At 68.9% G+C, this 15,503-nt stretch carries 18 protein-coding genes and 1 pseudogene; 8 read left to right on the plus strand and 11 right to left on the minus strand.

Annotation, left to right across the window (positions count from 1 at the left end; genetic code table 11):
* Nucleotides 1-184: 184 nt before the first annotated feature.
* The gene (locus QSJ40_RS00005; RefSeq protein ID WP_081609475.1) at nt 185-877 is read right to left on the minus strand and encodes a transposase family protein; all 693 of its coding nucleotides are present in this window, start codon (nt 875-877) and stop codon (nt 185-187) included.
* A gap of 138 nt (nt 878-1,015) precedes the next feature.
* Between QSJ40_RS00005 and QSJ40_RS00010 the strand changes: the two genes are divergently transcribed.
* A complete protein-coding gene (locus tag QSJ40_RS00010; RefSeq protein ID WP_200860733.1) occupies nt 1,016-1,162 on the plus strand; it encodes a hypothetical protein in 147 nt (48 codons plus the stop codon).
* Nucleotides 1,163-1,233: 71 nt separating this feature from the next.
* On the opposite strand, the gene QSJ40_RS00015 is transcribed toward QSJ40_RS00010, so the two are convergent.
* From QSJ40_RS00015 to QSJ40_RS00040, 6 genes are all read right to left on the minus strand, one after another.
* Nucleotides 1,234-1,674, minus strand: a complete 441-nt coding sequence (locus QSJ40_RS00015; RefSeq protein ID WP_006214322.1) for a carboxymuconolactone decarboxylase family protein — start codon at nt 1,672-1,674, stop codon at nt 1,234-1,236.
* A gap of 26 nt (nt 1,675-1,700) precedes the next feature.
* Complete coding sequence (locus QSJ40_RS00020; RefSeq protein ID WP_006214321.1) at nt 1,701-2,432, minus strand: hypothetical protein; 732 nt, start codon at nt 2,430-2,432, stop codon at nt 1,701-1,703.
* 170 nt (nt 2,433-2,602) lie between these two features.
* Nucleotides 2,603-2,923 carry a metal-sensitive transcriptional regulator gene (locus QSJ40_RS00025; RefSeq protein ID WP_036307642.1) on the minus strand — a complete coding sequence of 107 codons (321 nt, stop codon included), beginning with the start codon at nt 2,921-2,923 and terminating at the stop codon, nt 2,603-2,605.
* A gap of 95 nt (nt 2,924-3,018) precedes the next feature.
* Nucleotides 3,019-5,343 carry a heavy metal translocating P-type ATPase gene (locus QSJ40_RS00030; protein WP_006214318.1) on the minus strand — a complete coding sequence of 775 codons (2,325 nt, stop codon included), beginning with the start codon at nt 5,341-5,343 and terminating at the stop codon, nt 3,019-3,021.
* A gap of 57 nt (nt 5,344-5,400) precedes the next feature.
* Nucleotides 5,401-5,586, minus strand: a complete 186-nt coding sequence (locus QSJ40_RS00035) for a hypothetical protein (RefSeq protein WP_006214317.1) — start codon at nt 5,584-5,586, stop codon at nt 5,401-5,403.
* The gene (locus tag QSJ40_RS00040; RefSeq protein ID WP_006214316.1) at nt 5,583-5,795 is read right to left on the minus strand and encodes a heavy-metal-associated domain-containing protein; all 213 of its coding nucleotides are present in this window, start codon (nt 5,793-5,795) and stop codon (nt 5,583-5,585) included. The genes QSJ40_RS00035 and QSJ40_RS00040 overlap by 4 nt, the downstream gene beginning before the upstream one ends.
* A 321-nt stretch (nt 5,796-6,116) precedes the next feature.
* On the opposite strand from QSJ40_RS00040, the gene QSJ40_RS00045 reads away from it, so the two are divergent.
* Complete coding sequence (locus QSJ40_RS00045) at nt 6,117-7,514, plus strand: SNIPE associated domain-containing protein (RefSeq protein ID WP_231861271.1); 1,398 nt, start codon at nt 6,117-6,119, stop codon at nt 7,512-7,514.
* Nucleotides 7,515-7,608: 94 nt separating this feature from the next.
* Here QSJ40_RS00045 and QSJ40_RS00050 read toward each other — a convergent pair whose 3' ends face one another.
* Nucleotides 7,609-8,559, minus strand: coding sequence for a pyridoxal-phosphate dependent enzyme (locus tag QSJ40_RS00050; protein ID WP_285728303.1), 951 nt, complete (start codon nt 8,557-8,559; stop codon nt 7,609-7,611).
* 16 nt (nt 8,560-8,575) lie between these two features.
* The gene (locus QSJ40_RS00055; RefSeq protein WP_053448110.1) at nt 8,576-9,799 is read right to left on the minus strand and encodes an NAD(P)/FAD-dependent oxidoreductase; all 1,224 of its coding nucleotides are present in this window, start codon (nt 9,797-9,799) and stop codon (nt 8,576-8,578) included.
* A 166-nt stretch (nt 9,800-9,965) separates the two neighbouring features.
* Here QSJ40_RS00055 and QSJ40_RS00060 point away from each other — a divergent pair, with 166 nt between their 5' ends.
* The 5 genes and pseudogenes from QSJ40_RS00060 to QSJ40_RS00075 all read left to right on the plus strand — a co-directional run bounded on the left by QSJ40_RS00060 (nt 9,966) and on the right by QSJ40_RS00075 (nt 13,094).
* Nucleotides 9,966-10,433 carry an Lrp/AsnC family transcriptional regulator gene (locus tag QSJ40_RS00060; protein WP_285728307.1) on the plus strand — a complete coding sequence of 156 codons (468 nt, stop codon included), beginning with the start codon at nt 9,966-9,968 and terminating at the stop codon, nt 10,431-10,433.
* A complete protein-coding gene (locus QSJ40_RS00065; RefSeq protein WP_285728308.1) occupies nt 10,430-10,852 on the plus strand; it encodes a hypothetical protein in 423 nt (140 codons plus the stop codon). The genes QSJ40_RS00060 and QSJ40_RS00065 overlap by 4 nt, the downstream gene beginning before the upstream one ends.
* Nucleotides 10,853-11,357: 505 nt before the next feature.
* A pseudogene (locus QSJ40_RS12725) lies at nt 11,358-11,603 on the plus strand (FAD-dependent monooxygenase); the annotation flags it as partial.
* Between the two features lie 56 nt (nt 11,604-11,659).
* Nucleotides 11,660-12,028, plus strand: coding sequence for a RidA family protein (locus tag QSJ40_RS12730; protein ID WP_081609482.1), 369 nt, complete (start codon nt 11,660-11,662; stop codon nt 12,026-12,028).
* A gap of 64 nt (nt 12,029-12,092) precedes the next feature.
* Nucleotides 12,093-13,094 carry a bile acid:sodium symporter family protein gene (locus QSJ40_RS00075; protein WP_006214308.1) on the plus strand — a complete coding sequence of 334 codons (1,002 nt, stop codon included), beginning with the start codon at nt 12,093-12,095 and terminating at the stop codon, nt 13,092-13,094.
* Between the two features lie 151 nt (nt 13,095-13,245).
* On the opposite strand, the gene QSJ40_RS00080 is transcribed toward QSJ40_RS00075, so the two are convergent.
* Together QSJ40_RS00080 and QSJ40_RS00085 are read right to left on the minus strand one after the other, a co-directional pair.
* Complete coding sequence (locus QSJ40_RS00080; protein WP_285728309.1) at nt 13,246-14,028, minus strand: thioesterase family protein; 783 nt, start codon at nt 14,026-14,028, stop codon at nt 13,246-13,248.
* A 52-nt stretch (nt 14,029-14,080) separates the two neighbouring features.
* Nucleotides 14,081-14,479: a VOC family protein gene (locus tag QSJ40_RS00085; RefSeq protein WP_204782452.1), complete on the minus strand. Its 399-nt coding sequence runs from the start codon at nt 14,477-14,479 to the stop codon at nt 14,081-14,083.
* A 116-nt stretch (nt 14,480-14,595) separates the two neighbouring features.
* On the opposite strand from QSJ40_RS00085, the gene QSJ40_RS00090 reads away from it, so the two are divergent.
* Nucleotides 14,596-15,501, plus strand: a complete 906-nt coding sequence (locus tag QSJ40_RS00090; RefSeq protein ID WP_040560643.1) for an aldo/keto reductase — start codon at nt 14,596-14,598, stop codon at nt 15,499-15,501.
* Nucleotides 15,502-15,503 lie beyond the last annotated feature (2 nt).

Here is a 15,503-nt window from a genome sequence, read left to right on the forward strand (position 1 = left end):
GCGACTTCACGGCGAGATCGGCATGATCCCGCCCGTCGAGCTCGAGGACACCTACCATCACAACCACCCCGCACCGGCACCCGCCGACGCGGCACTTGCGAGCCTCTAACAAACCCGGGGCGATTCACCTCGGCATCGGAAAGGGGTTCGGCAGGATCGGCGGTGGATCGGCCACGCTCAGCAGTCACCGCTCCATGATGAGGCAACCACGGGCCGGATTGCCACTGGCTTGAAGCGCGAGCCAGTCGATCACGCACGCCCCGGAGCGTCCCGGGGTCAGCCCGAGAAGGTGCCCGGGCAGGGTGGGGTCGGCGTTGACGAACGAGGTCATCCACGGGTTCGACCGTGTCCAGCCGGCCTCTTCGAGCACCCAGCGCACCGACCGGGCGCGGGTCTCGTCGATGCCGAGCACGCGGGTGGGTTCCGGCTCGGGCAGCCACTGGTTGGCCAGTGCGATGAGCGCCCGGTGCGCGGTCGACCACGCCACCTGGTACTCGCTGGCGACCTCGCTGACGGCGTGGTTGTCCGACGCGATCGCCGAACCGATCTTCTCTCGTAGCCGGGTCGTGAGCCGCGACCGTGCCGGCACAGCGCGGGACTGCTGCGTGAATGTCGCTGTCCCACAGGCCGGTTCGCGGCACACCAAGCGCCGTTTGAGCCACCACAGATCGGTTCTTTGGCCGGAGGCAGGCAAGTCCTTGACTTGAACCAGTGGCCGCTCCTTGATCCTTGAGGTGAGCACCCCGCACTCGGGGCAGGCGCCCTCCGGGTCGATGACCTCGATGACGACACGCACCGTGTCGGCATCGATTCGTTCGAGCTGCAGGACGGTGAACTCGTCCTCCAGCCCGAGCAGCACTGACGTACCCTCGTTCATGCTCGTGGCCTCGCTGTTGTCGCGTTGTGAGAGACCAACAGCATGTCGGGGCCACGAGCCCCATCAACTACCGGGCACCCCGCTCAAGCGCGGAGGGCCGATAATGGAGAGGTGATCGTCGAACGGAAGGAGCAGGTCATGAGCGAAACCAGTGCATCGCAGAACCCGCAGGAGCCCGCCGATCAGGAGCATCCCGCCCAGACGGAGTCCGAGCGCGAGGAGCAGCTGGTGGAAGAGGAGGAGCGGGAGTCCTTCCCGGCTTCCGACCCGCCCGCCAACTACTGAGCGCGAGAGCACCGACGACGGCCCCGGCAGATGCCGGGGCCGTCGTAGTGTCTGCGCGGATCAGTCGGGTCTCACTCGGAGTCCGGGCCCACGGGGTAGTGGCTGCGGATCGCGATCCGGTTCCACGAGTTCACGACGATGGCCAGCCAGCTGATCGCGGCGACCTGCTCGTCGTTCAGGGAGCCGTCGTCCCAGTCGGCGCGCTCGGGGACCGAGAGGCGGGTGATCTCCTCGGCCAGCCCCAGCGCGGCCTGCTCCTGCCCGGTGAAGTACTGCGACTCCCACCAGGCGGCCACCACGGACAGCCGATCCGTGGTCTCGCCCATCTGCAGGGCATCGCGCGTGTGCATGCGCAGGCAGAAGGCGCACCCGTTGAGCTGGGAGATGCGGATCTTCACCAGCTCGGCCAGCAGCGGGTCGAGGCCCGCCGCGGCGACGGCCTTGGCGGCCTCGCCGTCCATGCGCAGCATGGCCTTGTAGGCGGGGTGCTCGGAGATATCGATGTGCGACATGCGGCGGAGCCTAATCGAGTGCCCGGTCACTGCTCCGAGGGCAGGGGGGTGCCCTGCTCCTGCATGAGCTCCTCGACCTCGGCGCCCTCCATGTGCTCGAGCTGGAGCTCACCGCTGGTCTTGCAGCGGCCCAGATCGGCATCGAAGCACTCGGAGCCCACCTGGTACTCGAAGCCGGGCTCCACATAGCCGTTGTAGCCGTAGTACTCCTCCGAGGGGCCCACGTAGCCGTCCGCGTCGGCTTCCGGGCGCTGGTAGCCGCTGCCGTCGTCGGTGGCGTAGTCCGTCTGATCCGTGGTGTCGGGGTACATCGGGTAGTTGTCGATGGAGCCCGGGCCGGCGTAGCCCGGCTGATCCCCGGCCTGGGCCGCGCAGATGGTCTGGAGCTCGGCCATGAGCTCGGGGCTCGGGGCGCCCGTGGGGAAGGTATCCGAGTTGCAGGCGCCTCCGGCGTCGAAGAACGCCTGCGCCTCAGCGGACATGCCTGAGCTCGAGGCTGCGTCCGCCTCTGCGGGGGCATCCACGGGCGCCTCTGCGGCAGTCGGAGCGGCGGGGGCGGGCTCAGCCGGGGCGGTGGCTTCCTCGGAGGCCTCTGCGGAGGGAGTCGTCGAGCTGGTGGCTGAGGGGCTCGACGTGGTCTCGGGGGCCGAGGACGTCGACGAATCCGAAGCGGATTCGGCGTCGTCACCGCCCGAGCAGCCGGTCAGGGCCAGGCTCAGGAGGGCAGCGGTGCAGAGCAGGACAGGGCGCTTGCGCATGGAGGGGGCCTCTTCTCGATAGTGAACGATCGAGAATCTAGCGGGTCGGACGACCTTGCGACCTCGGCACGCGCCGAGGGGTCGCTGATGCCGTCCTCCAGTGCTGAAAGACGGCATCAGCGACCCCTCGCGGGCAGGGTGCGATCTCTCGCGGGCTCCTGAGCCCGGTCTTAGCCCTTCATGAGCCGAGCGATGGCCTGGGAGGCCTCCTGCATCTTGGCGTCGGCCTCCTCGCCGCCTGCCTGGGCGGCGTCGACCACGCAATGGCGCATGTGGTCGTCGAGCAGGCCCAGGCCCACATTGCGCAGGGCCGAGTTCAGTGCGGAGATCTGCGTGAGGATGTCGATGCAGTACTTCTCCTCGTCGATCATGCGGTGGATGCCCCGGGCCTGACCCTCGATCCGCTTGAGGCGGGCAAGGTAGCGCTGCTTGTCCGACATGTACCCGTGGTGGGCATGGCCGTCCTGATCGAGCTCGCTGTCCGGGGCCATGTCCGCGGTGGCTTCCGCCGTCTGCTCCACGAGGGCCTCGTCGGCGGCGTCCTGATCGGTGCTCATGGTGCTGGTCTCCTGGTCGTTCGGGATGCTCATGCGGCGGCGGGCTCGTGGTCGTCGGCCGTCGCGGCGGCAGGTGCGGCCCCGGAGCGGCTGCGGAACCCGCGCAGCCGCAGGCTGTTGGCCACCACGGACACGGAAGAGAATGCCATGGCCGCGCCGGCGAGCATGGGGTTCAGCAGTCCGAAGGCGGCCAGCGGGATCGCGGCCATGTTGTAGGCGAAGGCCCAGAACAGGTTGGACTTGATCACGCCCAGGGTCTTGCGCGACAGGCGCACCGCATCCGAGGCCGCGCGCAGATCCCCGCGCACCAGTGTGATGTCGGCGGCCTGGATGGCGGCATCCGTGCCGGTGCCCATGGCCATGCCCAGATCGGCCTGGGCGAGGGCGGCGGAGTCGTTGACGCCGTCGCCGACCATGGCGACCACGCGGCCCTCGTCCTGCAGCTGCTGGATGGTCGTGACCTTGTCCTGCGGCAGGACGCCGGCGATGACCTTCTCGATCCCGACCTCCGCGGCCACCGTCTCGGCCACGGCCTGGTTGTCGCCGGTCAGCAGCACGGGAGTCAGACCCAGGTCGCGGAACTGGCGGATGGCCTCGGCGCTGGTCTCCTTGACCGCATCGGCGACTGTCAGGAAGCCGCCCACGGCACCGTCCCAGGCCACGACGACGGCAGTCTCGCCATCGGACTCCGCCTGCTCCTTGGCGCGGGCGAGGGCCTCGGGCATCTGCAGGGACCACTCCTGGAGCATGGTCTCGCGGCCGATGACCGCCAGACGTCCGTCGACGACGCCCTGCACGCCGCGGCCCTCGAGGTTCTGGAAGCTCTCGACGGCTGGCAGCTTGCCCACGCGCTCGCGGGCGCCGCGGGTGATGGCACGCGCGATGGGGTGCTCCGAGGAGTCCTCCAGGGCGCCGGCGATGCGCAGCAGCTCCTGCTCATCCATTCCATCGGCGGCATATGCATTCTTCAGCGTCATGCGGCCGGTGGTCACGGTGCCCGTCTTGTCCAGCACCACGGTGTCGACCTTGCGGGTGGACTCCAGGACCTCAGGGCCCTTGATGAGGATGCCCAGCTGCGCGCCGCGGCCGGTGCCGACCAGCAGCGCGGTGGGAGTCGCCAGTCCCAGGGCGCAGGGGCAGGCGATGATCAGCACGGCCACCGAGGCGGTGAAGGCGGCGGTGATCGGGAAGCCCGCGCCCAGCCACACGCCCAGGGTCGCCACGGCGATCGCGATGACGATCGGGACGAAGACGCCGGAGATCCGATCGGCCAGGCGCTGCACCTCGGCCTTGCCGGACTGCGCGTCCTCGACCATCTGGGCCATCTGCGCCAGCTGCGTGTCGGAGCCGACGCGAGTGGCGCGAACGACCAGGCGCCCGCCGGTGTTCACGGTCGCGCCGGTGACGTCGTCGCCCTCGGAGACCTCGACCGGGACGGACTCGCCGGTCAGCATGGAGGCGTCCACGGCGGAGGAGCCGGAGACCACGGTGCCGTCGGCGGCGATCTTCTCGCCGGGGCGCACGACGAACTCGTCGCCCTCGGCGAGATCATCGATGGAGATGAGGGTCTCGGCGCCGTCGCGCAGGACGGCGACCTCCTTGGAGCCCAGCTCCATGAGCGAGCGCAGCGCAGCGCCGGCCTGGCGCTTGGAGCGCCTCTCGAAGTAGCGCCCGCCCAGGATGAAGAAGATGACGCCTGCGGCGACCTCCAGGTAGATCGAGCTGGCGCCGTCCGTGGGCTCGACCGACAGCTCGAAGGCGTGCGTCATTCCCGGCATCCCGGCGGTGCCGAAGAACAGGGCGTAGAGCGACCACAGGAACGCGGCGATCGTGCCCATGGAGATCAGCGTGTCCATGGTGGCCGAGCCGTGGCGCAGGTTGGTCCAGGCGGCCTTGTGGAAGGGCCAGCCGGCCCACACGATCACGGGGGCGGCCAGGGTGAGCGAGAGCCACTGCCAGTAGGTGAACTGCAGTGCGGGGATCATCGCCAGGATGATGACCGGAACGCCCAGCACACCCGCCCCGATGAGGCGATGGCGCAGGGAGGTCAGCTCGGGGTCCTCGCCCTCGTCGTCCTTCTGCGGCCCCGCGGCCTTGGGCTTGGGCAGCTCGGCCGTGTAGCCCGCCTGCTCGACCGTGCTGATCAGCTGCTGGCTGTCATAGCCCTCCGGCACGGAGACGCGCGCCTTCTCGGTCGCGTAGTTGACCGAGGCGCTCACGCCGTCGAGCTTGTTCAGCTTGCGCTCGATGCGGTTGGCGCACGACGCGCAGGTCATGCCGCCGAGCAGCAGCTCGACGTCGGGACCCGACGACTGCGGCTGGGTGCTGGAGTCCGTGGGCGCGGAGGTGGTCATGGGTGCTTCTTCCTGGAAGTCGGTGCTCTCCCCGGCCCGGTGCGGCGGATCGGGGGGTCAGTGATCGGAATCGGCGGGGTTCTCAGGCTCGTCCGGGGTCTGCGAGTGCGAGGACTCCTCGGCCTGCTGGGTCCAGGAGTCCACGGTGCTCTGAGGCACGACGGCGCCGCCGATGAAGAAGGCGGCGACGAAGACCGCCGCCAGCGCCGCGAGGTAGGCCCCGAGGCGGGCGGCGGCGCTCACGCTGCGCGCTCTGCCGAGTAGCCGGCCTCCTCGACGGCGGCCTTCACGGCGGCGTCGTCGACGGGCTGGTCGCTCTCGACGACGAGGCGGCCGGTCTCGTGGCTGACCTGGCTCACGGAGGCGCCGGGGATCTCCTCGACCTCCTCGCGCACGGACATCTCGCAGTGCCCGCAGGTCATGCCGGTGACGTTGAACTCGGTGGTGGCCATGGTGCGCTCCTTCGCTCGTGGTGATACCCCTATGGGGTAGATGCTGACTTCAGGTATACCCCCTTGGGGTATGGCGGTCAAGGGTGGGTGTCATCTCGCCCGGGAGACCAAGGCAGCGGGTTCCGATCAGGGGAAATGCCCTTAGAGTTGAGAGAAACTCATGCAACAGGCCTATGCGCGACCCTGTCGCAGTGACCAGGAGGAGCCCGTATGTACAGCGACCCGCGCCATTTGATGGGGCCAGCGCACATCGAGTCGACGAGTCCAGACGCCGTTGAGAGGTACTTCGGTGAAATGCCTCGGATTGGGCGAACTCGGAAGATGGCAGAGGAGATCGCCCGACTGAAGACCGACCTGGACCGAGAGCGGGCAAATCTCACCCACGTCCAGTCGTTCCTCAACTTCCACGGCGGTGTCCAAGTCTGGGAGTCCGATGTAGTGCTCAAGCGTCAGCACGAATCCATCGAGCAGGCTCGGCAGCGTGAGGCCAAGGTGTTGGCCGAGGCTGAAGACAAGCGGTCCCAGATCCTTGAGGGCGCCCGGGTGGAGGCCGCGCAGATTATTGAGAAGGCGCGTCAGCAGGCGGATAGAACCGAGTCGACTGCAGGTGCCGACAGAGCAGCGGCGGCACGAGAGCTTGAAAATGCGCGTGCTGCAGGTGCTGAACTGCGGGCCGAGCACCGTGAGCTGGAGGCCTTGATCCCGCAGGTTCGGGAGAGCTCATTGATCTCAGCCACGGCGCTCGAGGACTTTGCGCACCCTGCGGAGTCATTCGTCGCGCTTCAGTCCGAGCTCCGTTCCCTGAGGTCTGAGATGAAGCGTGCGATCACCGATGACGATGCCATCGAGGGGGAGGGGGTGACTCCCGCGACGCCTGCCGCAAAGCGGCGGTTCGACAAGAATGTCCGGCGACTTATGGCACGTAGCTTCAATGCTGAGTCCGAGAAGATCGTCCAAGCAGCGACTGCTGCCAACCTTCAGCCGTCGCTGAACAAGATCCACTCAGTGGCCGACGCCATCGACCGGCTGATGGCCCCGATTGATGTGCGCATCAGTACGGAGTACCAGGAGCTGAAGGCTCGCGAGCTCGAGCTGGCGGTGAAGGTCGAGTCCGCCAGGAAGATCGAGAAGGAAGCTGAGCGTGAGCGACGGGCTGAGCTCAAGGAGCAGGCTCGCATCGATGCGGAGATGGATGCGCAGCGGGCCCGGCTCGAGAAGGAGCGGGCTCACTACGAGAAGGTTCTCGGCCAGATCCGAGATCTGGGCGATGAGGTAAGGGCCGAGGAGATCCAGCAGAAGATCGTCGAGATCGAGGTCGGCATCGCCGATGTCGAGTACAGGCAGGCCAATCAGCGGGCTGGGTACGTGTACGTGATCTCGAATCTGGGCGCATTCGGTGAGCGGGTCGTCAAGATCGGACTGACTCGACGACTCGATCCGATGGATCGTGTCAGAGAGCTGGGGGACGCCTCAGTGCCGTTCATGTTCGATGTGCACGCCCTCTTCTTCTCGGAGGACGCAGTCGATGTGGAAGCGGAGCTTCATCGACGCTTCGCTGACAGGCGCGTCAATCGCATCAACAACCGCCGGGAGTTCTTCTATGCGACTCCGGCAGAGGTTCGTGAGGAGCTGGTCAAGATTCAGGGCGATCTTCTGGAGTTCGTCGAAGTTCCGGAAGCTGAGCAGTTCCGCGCCAGCCAAGCGATCATCGACAGCTGACGTGGACTTCTCGCGAAAAGTGACATGACATCAACTGTCACACCTGCTGCAGCACCGATGTTTCAGTAGATGTGACAGTCCGAGCCCACCGGACTCACCCCACCAGCGCCGCGAACCTCCGCAGGTCCACGTTCCCACCGCTGAGGATCGCACCCGTCCGCAGCCCGCCGACGTCGTGCTCCTGAGCCCAGGCGCGCAGTCCTGCCAGCCCCAGGCAGCCGGTGGGCTCCACGACCGTCTTCATGCGCTCGGCCAGGAAGCGCATCTCGGCCACCAGGGCGTCGTCGGCCACGGTGATGACCGACTCCACGCGCTCGCGGATGATCGCGAACGTCGTGTCGCCCACCCGGGTGGTCTGGGCCCCGTCGGCCAGCGTCTCGGGGACGTCGATGGTGACGGGGCGCCCCAGAGCCAGGGAGCGCTGGACGTCGTCCCCAGCGGCGGGCTCCACGCCGATCACGCGGCAGTCCGGAGCCAGCAGGCCGGCGGCCAGCAATGACCCTGAGAGCAGGCCCCCGCCGCCCAGCGGCACGAAGAGCAGATCGAGCGGCCCGGTCTCCTGGAGCAGCTCGAGGGTGGCCGTGCCCTGCCCGGCGATGATGTCCGGGTGGTCGAACGGCGGGATCACATGCGCCCCGCGCTCCTCGGCCAGACGGGCCGCCAGCGCCGCGCGATCCTCGGTGCGGCGGTCGTAGGCCACCACCTCGGCGCCGTAGCCGCGCGTGGCCGCCGCCTTCATCGCCGGGGCATCGGACGGCATCACGATCGTGGCCGCACGCCCCTGCAGCGCAGCGGCCAGGGCCACCGCCTGGGCATGGTTGCCCGAGGAGAAGGCGACGACGGCGTCGTCGTGCGGCAGCCGTGACAGCGCGGTGAACGCCCCGCGGAACTTGAACGCTCCGGCCCGCTGCAGGTTCTCGGCCTTGAGGTGCGCGGAGCACCCGAGCTGCTCGTCGAGCGTGCTCGAACTCAGCACCGGGGTGCGGTGCGCGACGCCCTCGAGGATGCGGTCGGCGGCCAGGACGTCGTCGGAGGTGGGGCTCATGGCCCCAGTATCCGTCTCAGCGCAGCGGATCGAAGGCCTTGACCGCCGGGTGGATCGCTCCGGTGGTGATCTGATCGGCCAGCAGGCGCCCGGTGATCGGCCCCAGGACCATGCCCCACATGCCGTGCCCGCCGGCCACGTAGACATTGGGGACCTGCGTGGCGCCGATCAGCGGGAGGCCGTCCGGGGTGACGGGGCGCGAGCCGACCCACTCGTCCTGGCGCGCGTCGAGGTCCACGCCGGTCATCAGCTTCCGCGCCTCGTTGACGATCGCGGTGATGCGCCCCGGGTCGAAGGGCTCGTCGGCGTGCTTGAACTCCATGGTGCCGGCGATGCGGAACCGCCCCTGGTAGGGGGTGCAGGCCATGCGCGCGTGCGGCAGGTACACGGGGTGCTCGGCGGGCTGGTCGGTGGCCACGGAGAACGAGTACCCGCGCCCGGCTTGGACCTTCACCTTCACGCCCAGCGGCGCCGCCAGCCGGGGCAGCCAGGCGCCGGTGGCGATCACGACGGTGTCCGCGGTGAAATGCTTGCCCGTGGACAGAGTCACCGACGGGGTCCGCGTGGAGTTCACGTCGGTGACTTCGACACCCGTGCGCAGGGTGCCGCCGCGCTGGACGAAGGCCTGACCCAGCGCCTCCATGAACGGGCCGGGCTCGAAGAAGCGCTGGCCCTCCAGCCGGTAGGCCACCTTCACATTCTCGGAGAGCATCGGCGCGAGCTCGCGGGGGTTCTCGAGCGGCTCGAACGGCACGTCCTGGCCGTGGCGGACCGCTCCGGCCACCTCGCCCAGGAACCCCTGGGACTGCCTCTCGTTCTCGAACCCGACGACGAACGGGCTCTTGCGCGTCCAGGACTCGATGCCGCCGTCGGTCAGCTCGTCGAAGCCCTCCAGCGCGAGCTTGTCGATCGGCGTCAGCGCGGCCATGGTGCGATCCCACGACTTGGTGGTCGCGTGCGCCATGAACCGGGCGAAGAAGCTCCACAGCGTGGGGTCCACGCGGGCGGGGACGTGCAGGGCGGCGTCGGGGTCCAGCAGCGCCTTGGGCCCGTAGCCCCACAGGCTCGGGTGCGACAGCGGGATGGTCTTGCCCGGGGAGAGCCAGCCGGCATTGCCCCACGACGACCCCGCGGCCACGCCCTCCTTGTCGATCACGGTGACCTCGAGACCGCGCTCCTGGAGGTGCCAGGCGGTGGCCAGACCGACCATTCCTGCTCCGATGACGATGGCGTGGCTCATGCCTCTCCTCCTGGGGGACCGTGCGGTGCGGATGGCCGCGGGCGCTGCTGATGATGTGATCCGGAACACTAGAAGGACTCTGCCGATTCCTCCATGGTCCATGGAGGAATCCGTGCGCATTCAGCGATAATCGACGGAATCCGCTGACCGACCCTCAGGAGAGCCCATGGTCACCGCAGAATCCGCCTCGCCTCGTGCCCTGGATGAGCTGGATCAGGCCCTGCTGCGCGAGCTGCGCGGCAACGGGCGAATGGCGATCAGCGAGCTGGCTCGTCGAGTGGGGGCGGCGGAGTCGACCTGTCACAAGCGGGTGGGTGCGCTGGTCGAGTCCGGGGTGATCACCGGCTTCCGCGCCGAGGTGGATCCTGCTGCGCTCGGGCTGTCGATCGAGGTGCTCATCAGCATCCGCGTCCACCCGCACGCCCGTCGCTCCCTGACGCGATTCCAGGCCTACCTGACCGAGATGCCCGAGTCCCGGCAGGTCTACTTCCTCGCCGGCGACCGAGACTTCCTGGTCCACGCCGCCGTGCGCGACACCGAGGCCCTGCGCGCTCTGGTCTCGGACCGGATCAGCATGCGCGAGGAGGTCGCCTCCACGAACACCAGCCTGATCTTCGACCACTCGCCGCGATGAGATCTGCGCACTGGCTGCTGCCCATCGACCCCGCCGCCCACGCCGAGCACCTGCCCAGCGACTGGCGCACCCGCGCAGATGCCACGGCCGTCTGGGACGCGATCGGGCGCTCGCAGCCGATCCGCCGCTGGTGCCTGCGCACGGGCTTCCGGATCATGCGGCCCGGGGATCTGGTCTGGGCCTACCTCTCCCGGCGGCAGGAGCTGTGCGCCGTGGGGACGGTGGCAGAGATCGTCCAGGAGGACGGTGCGTGGTTCGTGCACATCGACTGGGATGGGCCGCGCACCGCGCAGCTGTGCCGGGATCCTCTGCCGCGCGGCGCCTTCGGCCAGGTCCCCATGTCCACCTGCCGGGCGGGGGAGCCGGCGACGGAAGTGCTCGCGGCGTGCCACGGGGCGCTGGCGGCCCGGGGGATGTGATGCGCAGCACGAGGCCGTAGGCTCGCCGCAGGCCTGCGAAGGAGACCTCATGAGCAAGCGGATCGCCATCATCGGCGCTGGGATCGGTGGCCTGACCCTGGACATCGAGCTGCAGCACCGGGGGTTGGACGTCCAGCTCTACGAGCAGACCCCGGTGCTGCGGGAGGTCGGGGCGGCGGTGTCGCTGTCGGCCAACGCCACGCGCTTCTACGACCAGCGCTTCGGCCTGGCCGAGCCCCTGGGGGCCGTCTCCGCGGAGGTGGACGGGCTGATCTTCCGGGACGGCCGCACCGGCGCGCGGATCGCACGGCTGTCGTCGCACGATGAGTACCGCAGCCGCTTCGGCGCCTCGTTCCTGGGCATCCACCGCGCGGACCTGCAGGCCATCCTGTTCGGCGCCCTGGACCCGGAGTCCCTGCACCTGTCCAAGCACGTGACGCAGATCGACGACTCGGGCGACGCAGCCGTCCTGCACTGCGCCGACGGGGACGCACCCGTCGTCGAGATGGTCACCGCGGTGCCCGTGACCGCGCGGTGGGCGCTGTTCTTCCGACCGCCGCTCACGCACTGGTCCGACGGCCGGATCACTCTGCTCGGCGACGCCGCCCACGCGACCGTCCCGCACCACGGGCAGGGCGCGAACCAGTCCATCGAGGACGCGATCGTGCTCTCGGACCTGCTGGCCGGCTCCGACGACTGGGATGCCGCTCGCCTCGAATACGAACGACGACGGCGCTTCCGGACCCGTCGCGTCGTGGACGCCTCGGTCGCGGTGGGCGAGATGCTCCACCTGCCCGACGGCCCGCGCTGCCGGCCGAGCCCGCCGCTCGCACCGTGTGCTCCTACGGCGTGCGCGCCGGCGACGATCTGCACATCTCCGGACTGGTGTCCTTCGCCTCGGACGGCACCATCGTGGGCGAGGGAGACATCGACGTCCAGGTGGAGCAGGTCTTCACGAACATGTGCGCGGTGGTGGAGGAGGCCGGCGGGTCCATGGACGACATCGTCTCCACGACCACCTACCTCACCGACGTCACCCAGGCGCCGTCGATCAGCGCCGCCCGCGCTCGGCATTTCACCGGCGACGTCCTGCCCACGCACACGGTAATCGGCGTGGCCGCCCTGGCCCGCCCGCAGTTCCTGGTGGAGATCTCTGCGATCGCGCACCTGGGCTGAGCCCACGTTCCTCCGTGCTCCGCCGATAGGCTCGACGGATCGCACACGGAAGGGGAGGGCGAGCATGGCCCAGCACTCGCAGACCGCACCCAGCGGAGGATCAACCGGCGGATCGAGCCAGGAGCAGCGCAGCAGCCGACGCGCCGTGACGGTGTTCCCGCTGCTGATCCTGGCCGGAGCCGCCGTCGCCCTGCTGTTCCCGCAGGCCTTCGCCGGCTGGGGCGCGGGCGTGACGCCGGCGCTGATGATCATCATGTTCGGCATGGGGCTGACGCTGTCCCTGCCGGACTTCGCGCTCGTGCTGAAGCGGCCGCTGCCCGTGATCGCCGGAGTCATCCTGCAGTTCACGATCATGCCGCTGCTTGCTCTGGGCATCGCGACCGCCCTCGATCTGCCGCCGCAGCTGGCGGCCGGCATGATCCTGGTGGGCTCGGTGCCGGGCGGGACGTCGTCGAACGTCGTGACCTACCTGGCCAAGGGCGACGTGGCGCTGTCGGTGACCATGACGTCGCTGTCCACGCTGCTCTCGCCGCTGCTGACGCCGCTGATCACCCTGGCGCTGGCCGGTCAGTTCCTGGAGGTGCCCACCGGGAGCCTGGCCCTGTCGCTCGTGCAGATCGTGCTGGTCCCGATCATCCTGGGGCTGATCATCCACTCTCTGCTGCCCGGATTCGTGCGGCGGATCGAGCCGATCCTGCCGTGGGTCTCGGTGCTGGGCATCACCTACGTGGTGATCGCCGTGGTCTCCGGCTCCGGCGAGGTGCTGGCCGCTGCCGGCCTGGGTCTGATCGTGGGCGTCATCCTCCACAACCTGCTGGGCTACGGCCTGGGGTATGCAGTTGCAGCGCTCGTGCGCTTCCCGGTGGCTTCCCGACGCGCAGTCTCCGTCGAGGTCGGCATGCAGAACTCGGGGCTGGCCTCAGGCCTGGCCGCGCAGTACTTCACGCCCGAGGCGGCCCTGCCCGGGGCCATCTTCTCGGTGTGGCACAACATCTCCGGCGGGATCCTGGCCTCGATCTGGGGCCGTCGTCGTCCGGACGATCACGCTGAGCCCACGCACCGCTGAGGCAGTCGCGTCACCCGTCGTCGTCACGACTGGCCAAATCGCCACCGCCCCTCCCTCGAGTGGCTGATTGCTCACCGTTTCAGCGACGAAACGGTGAGCAATCAGCCACTCGATGAGGTTGAGGTGTCGTTTCGGCCAGTCGCAGAGACCCTCAGATCCGACGCAGCGTCAGGACCTGCTCGGCGGTGCCAACGGGTCCGCGGGCGTCGTGCAGCGTGGAGCTGGTGAGGCCCACGCCGTCCGGGCCCCAGATGACCTCGGTGTCCAGGCCGGTCCAGGTGCCCTCCGGGACCCGGTGCAGGTGGACGGTCAGGTCCACGTTGGGGAAGGTCCACCGGTCCGTCTGCTGGCGGACGGCGATCCCGTTGGCGGCGTCGATGCTGGAGAAGAACCGGGCGAGGTCGCCGGCGGTCTCCCCCTCCACGATCTCCGAGGGGCTGTGCAGCCACACGGTCGCCCGCCCCGGACGCTGCTGCACGACCCTGGCCTGGATCTGGGCGATGTAGCCGCCCGGCCACCCGTTGCTCATCTCCCAGGGCTCGACCTCCTCCGGTGAGGGCATCGGCTCGGCCTGGCCGCCGACGACATCGGCGGTGTCGGCGCGCGAGAGGTACCAGGCCCGGGCGATGACGACGGCGCGGCCTCCGATGGTCACGGTGGCCTGCAGCAGCTCGATCGTCCGCCCCGGCCGAAGGACCTCGATCTCGACGGTCAGCTCGGACATGGGCAGGCGGCCCAGGATGTCGTAGCTGATCCGGCCGAGCTGCAGCTGCGAGTCGCCCTGGTCGGAGCGGAAGCGCTCGAGCTCGTGCACCACGAGGCCGGCGATGGAGGCGAAGTGGTGATCCTCCTCCGACCAGGCGCCCGAGGCGTGCTCGGTGGGCTCGAACGTGGTGGGGCCGGTGCGATGGAAGAAGGCCTGCTCGGCGGTCATGGGTCTCCTGGGTCGGCGAGGGAGCGGGGGAGTCGTCAGGGGGAGTGAGGGATCAGGGTACGAAGACGCACAGCGGGTGACCGGCCGGGTCTGCCACGATCAGCAGCCGCTCCTCCGGATCATCCAGGGAGTCCTGCAGCATGACGGCACCGAGCTCGAGCAGGCGAGGCTTCAGGGCCCGCAGCTCGTCGACGGTCTCGAGAGTCAGATCGAGGTGGATCTGCTGCGGCACGTCGGGACTCGGCCAGGTCGAAGGCGGGAGCGCCTCCACCCGCTGGAAGGAGAGCCTGACGCCGCCGGGTCCGAGCAGCGTGCGCCACTCGCCGGAGTCCTTCTCGGTCCCGGGCGCGTAGTCCCAGCCCAACAGCGAACGGTAGAAGTCAGCCAGCGAGGCCACGTTCTGGGTGTCCAGGACCGTGGTGTGCAGGGCGGGGCGGGGTGCGGTGTCCATGAGGCCAGTCTGCGTCGATGTCGCGCACGTCACAACAAGGACGCGTGTGGCGAGCGGGTGTTCGCGTCGAGGAGAAGGCCTGCCGCAGATGCCCTGCCGCAGAGCATGATGGACAGATGACAGATCTGCAGAATCCCACCAGCACGTTCATCCTGAACAACGGCGTCGAGATGCCCGTGATCGGGCTCGGCGTCTACCAGTCCGAGCCGGAGGAGACGGCCCAGGCCGTCGAGGCCGCGCTGCGCGCCGGATACCGCCTGATCGACACCGCCGCGGCCTACGGCAACGAGCGCGAGGTCGGGCAGGGCCTGCGCGATTCCGGCGTCCCGCGTGACGAGGTCTTCCTGGAGACCAAGGTCTGGATCAACGACTACGGCTATGAGGAGACGCTGCACGCCTTCGACAAGGCCGCCGGCAAGCTCGGTGTGGAGCAGCTCGACCTGCTGATCCTGCACCAGGCCCTCGAAGGCGAGTTCGAGCGCACGATCCAGGCGTACATGGCCCTCGAGCAGCTGCTCGCAGACGGCAAGGTCCGTGCGATCGGTGTCAGCAACTTCGAGGTCCGCCACCTGGAGGAGCTCATGCAGCGCACCACCGTGGTGCCTGCTGTGAACCAGATCGAGTACCACCCGTACTTCGCCCAGACCGAGGTGGAGCAGTTCTGCCGCGAGCACGGAATTCTGGTCCAGTCCTGGTCCCCGATCGGCGGCATCACCAGCTACCGCGGCTCCGAGGGCCAGGAGACCACCACGTTCGACGACCCGACGATCGCCCAGATCGCCCAGGCGCACCAGGCCACCCCGGCGCAGGTCATGCTGCGCTGGCAGCTGCAGCGCGGCCGTCAGGTGATCCCCAAGTCGGTGAATCCCGAGCGCATCCGCGAGAACCTGGACGTCTTCGGCTTCGAGCTGACCGAGGACGAGCTGGGGCAGCTCGATGCCCTGAACACCGGCAAGCGCGGCGGACCGGAGCCGCACCAGGTCACGCTCGAGGACTTCGGCAAGGAGATCCCGGAGGCCTGAGC

The organism is Kocuria sp. NBRC 114282 (genome assembly GCF_030268385.1).
GTDB classification, from domain to species: domain Bacteria; phylum Actinomycetota; class Actinomycetes; order Actinomycetales; family Micrococcaceae; genus Kocuria; species Kocuria palustris.

Bases quoted from the DNA above. Each gene is read 5' to 3' on its own strand.
- QSJ40_RS00005 (WP_081609475.1), bottom strand. From the start codon at position 877: ATGAACGAGGGTACGTCAGTGCTGCTCGGGCTGGAGGACGAGTTCACC.
- QSJ40_RS00010 (WP_200860733.1), top strand. From the start codon at position 1,016: ATGAGCGAAACCAGTGCATCGCAGAACCCGCAGGAGCCCGCCGATCAG.
- QSJ40_RS00015 (WP_006214322.1), bottom strand. From the start codon at position 1,674: ATGTCGCACATCGATATCTCCGAGCACCCCGCCTACAAGGCCATGCTG.
- QSJ40_RS00020 (WP_006214321.1), bottom strand. From the start codon at position 2,432: ATGCGCAAGCGCCCTGTCCTGCTCTGCACCGCTGCCCTCCTGAGCCTG.
- QSJ40_RS00025 (WP_036307642.1), bottom strand. From the start codon at position 2,923: ATGGCCCCGGACAGCGAGCTCGATCAGGACGGCCATGCCCACCACGGG.
- QSJ40_RS00030 (WP_006214318.1), bottom strand. From the start codon at position 5,343: ATGACCACCTCCGCGCCCACGGACTCCAGCACCCAGCCGCAGTCGTCG.
- QSJ40_RS00040 (WP_006214316.1), bottom strand. From the start codon at position 5,795: ATGGCCACCACCGAGTTCAACGTCACCGGCATGACCTGCGGGCACTGC.
- QSJ40_RS00045 (WP_231861271.1), top strand. From the start codon at position 6,117: ATGGCAGAGGAGATCGCCCGACTGAAGACCGACCTGGACCGAGAGCGG.
- QSJ40_RS00050 (WP_285728303.1), bottom strand. From the start codon at position 8,559: ATGAGCCCCACCTCCGACGACGTCCTGGCCGCCGACCGCATCCTCGAG.
- QSJ40_RS00055 (WP_053448110.1), bottom strand. From the start codon at position 9,799: ATGAGCCACGCCATCGTCATCGGAGCAGGAATGGTCGGTCTGGCCACC.
- QSJ40_RS00060 (WP_285728307.1), top strand. From the start codon at position 9,966: ATGGTCACCGCAGAATCCGCCTCGCCTCGTGCCCTGGATGAGCTGGAT.
- QSJ40_RS00065 (WP_285728308.1), top strand. From the start codon at position 10,430: ATGAGATCTGCGCACTGGCTGCTGCCCATCGACCCCGCCGCCCACGCC.
- QSJ40_RS00075 (WP_006214308.1), top strand. From the start codon at position 12,093: ATGGCCCAGCACTCGCAGACCGCACCCAGCGGAGGATCAACCGGCGGA.
- QSJ40_RS00080 (WP_285728309.1), bottom strand. From the start codon at position 14,028: ATGACCGCCGAGCAGGCCTTCTTCCATCGCACCGGCCCCACCACGTTC.
- QSJ40_RS00085 (WP_204782452.1), bottom strand. From the start codon at position 14,479: ATGGACACCGCACCCCGCCCCGCCCTGCACACCACGGTCCTGGACACC.
- QSJ40_RS00090 (WP_040560643.1), top strand. From the start codon at position 14,596: ATGACAGATCTGCAGAATCCCACCAGCACGTTCATCCTGAACAACGGC.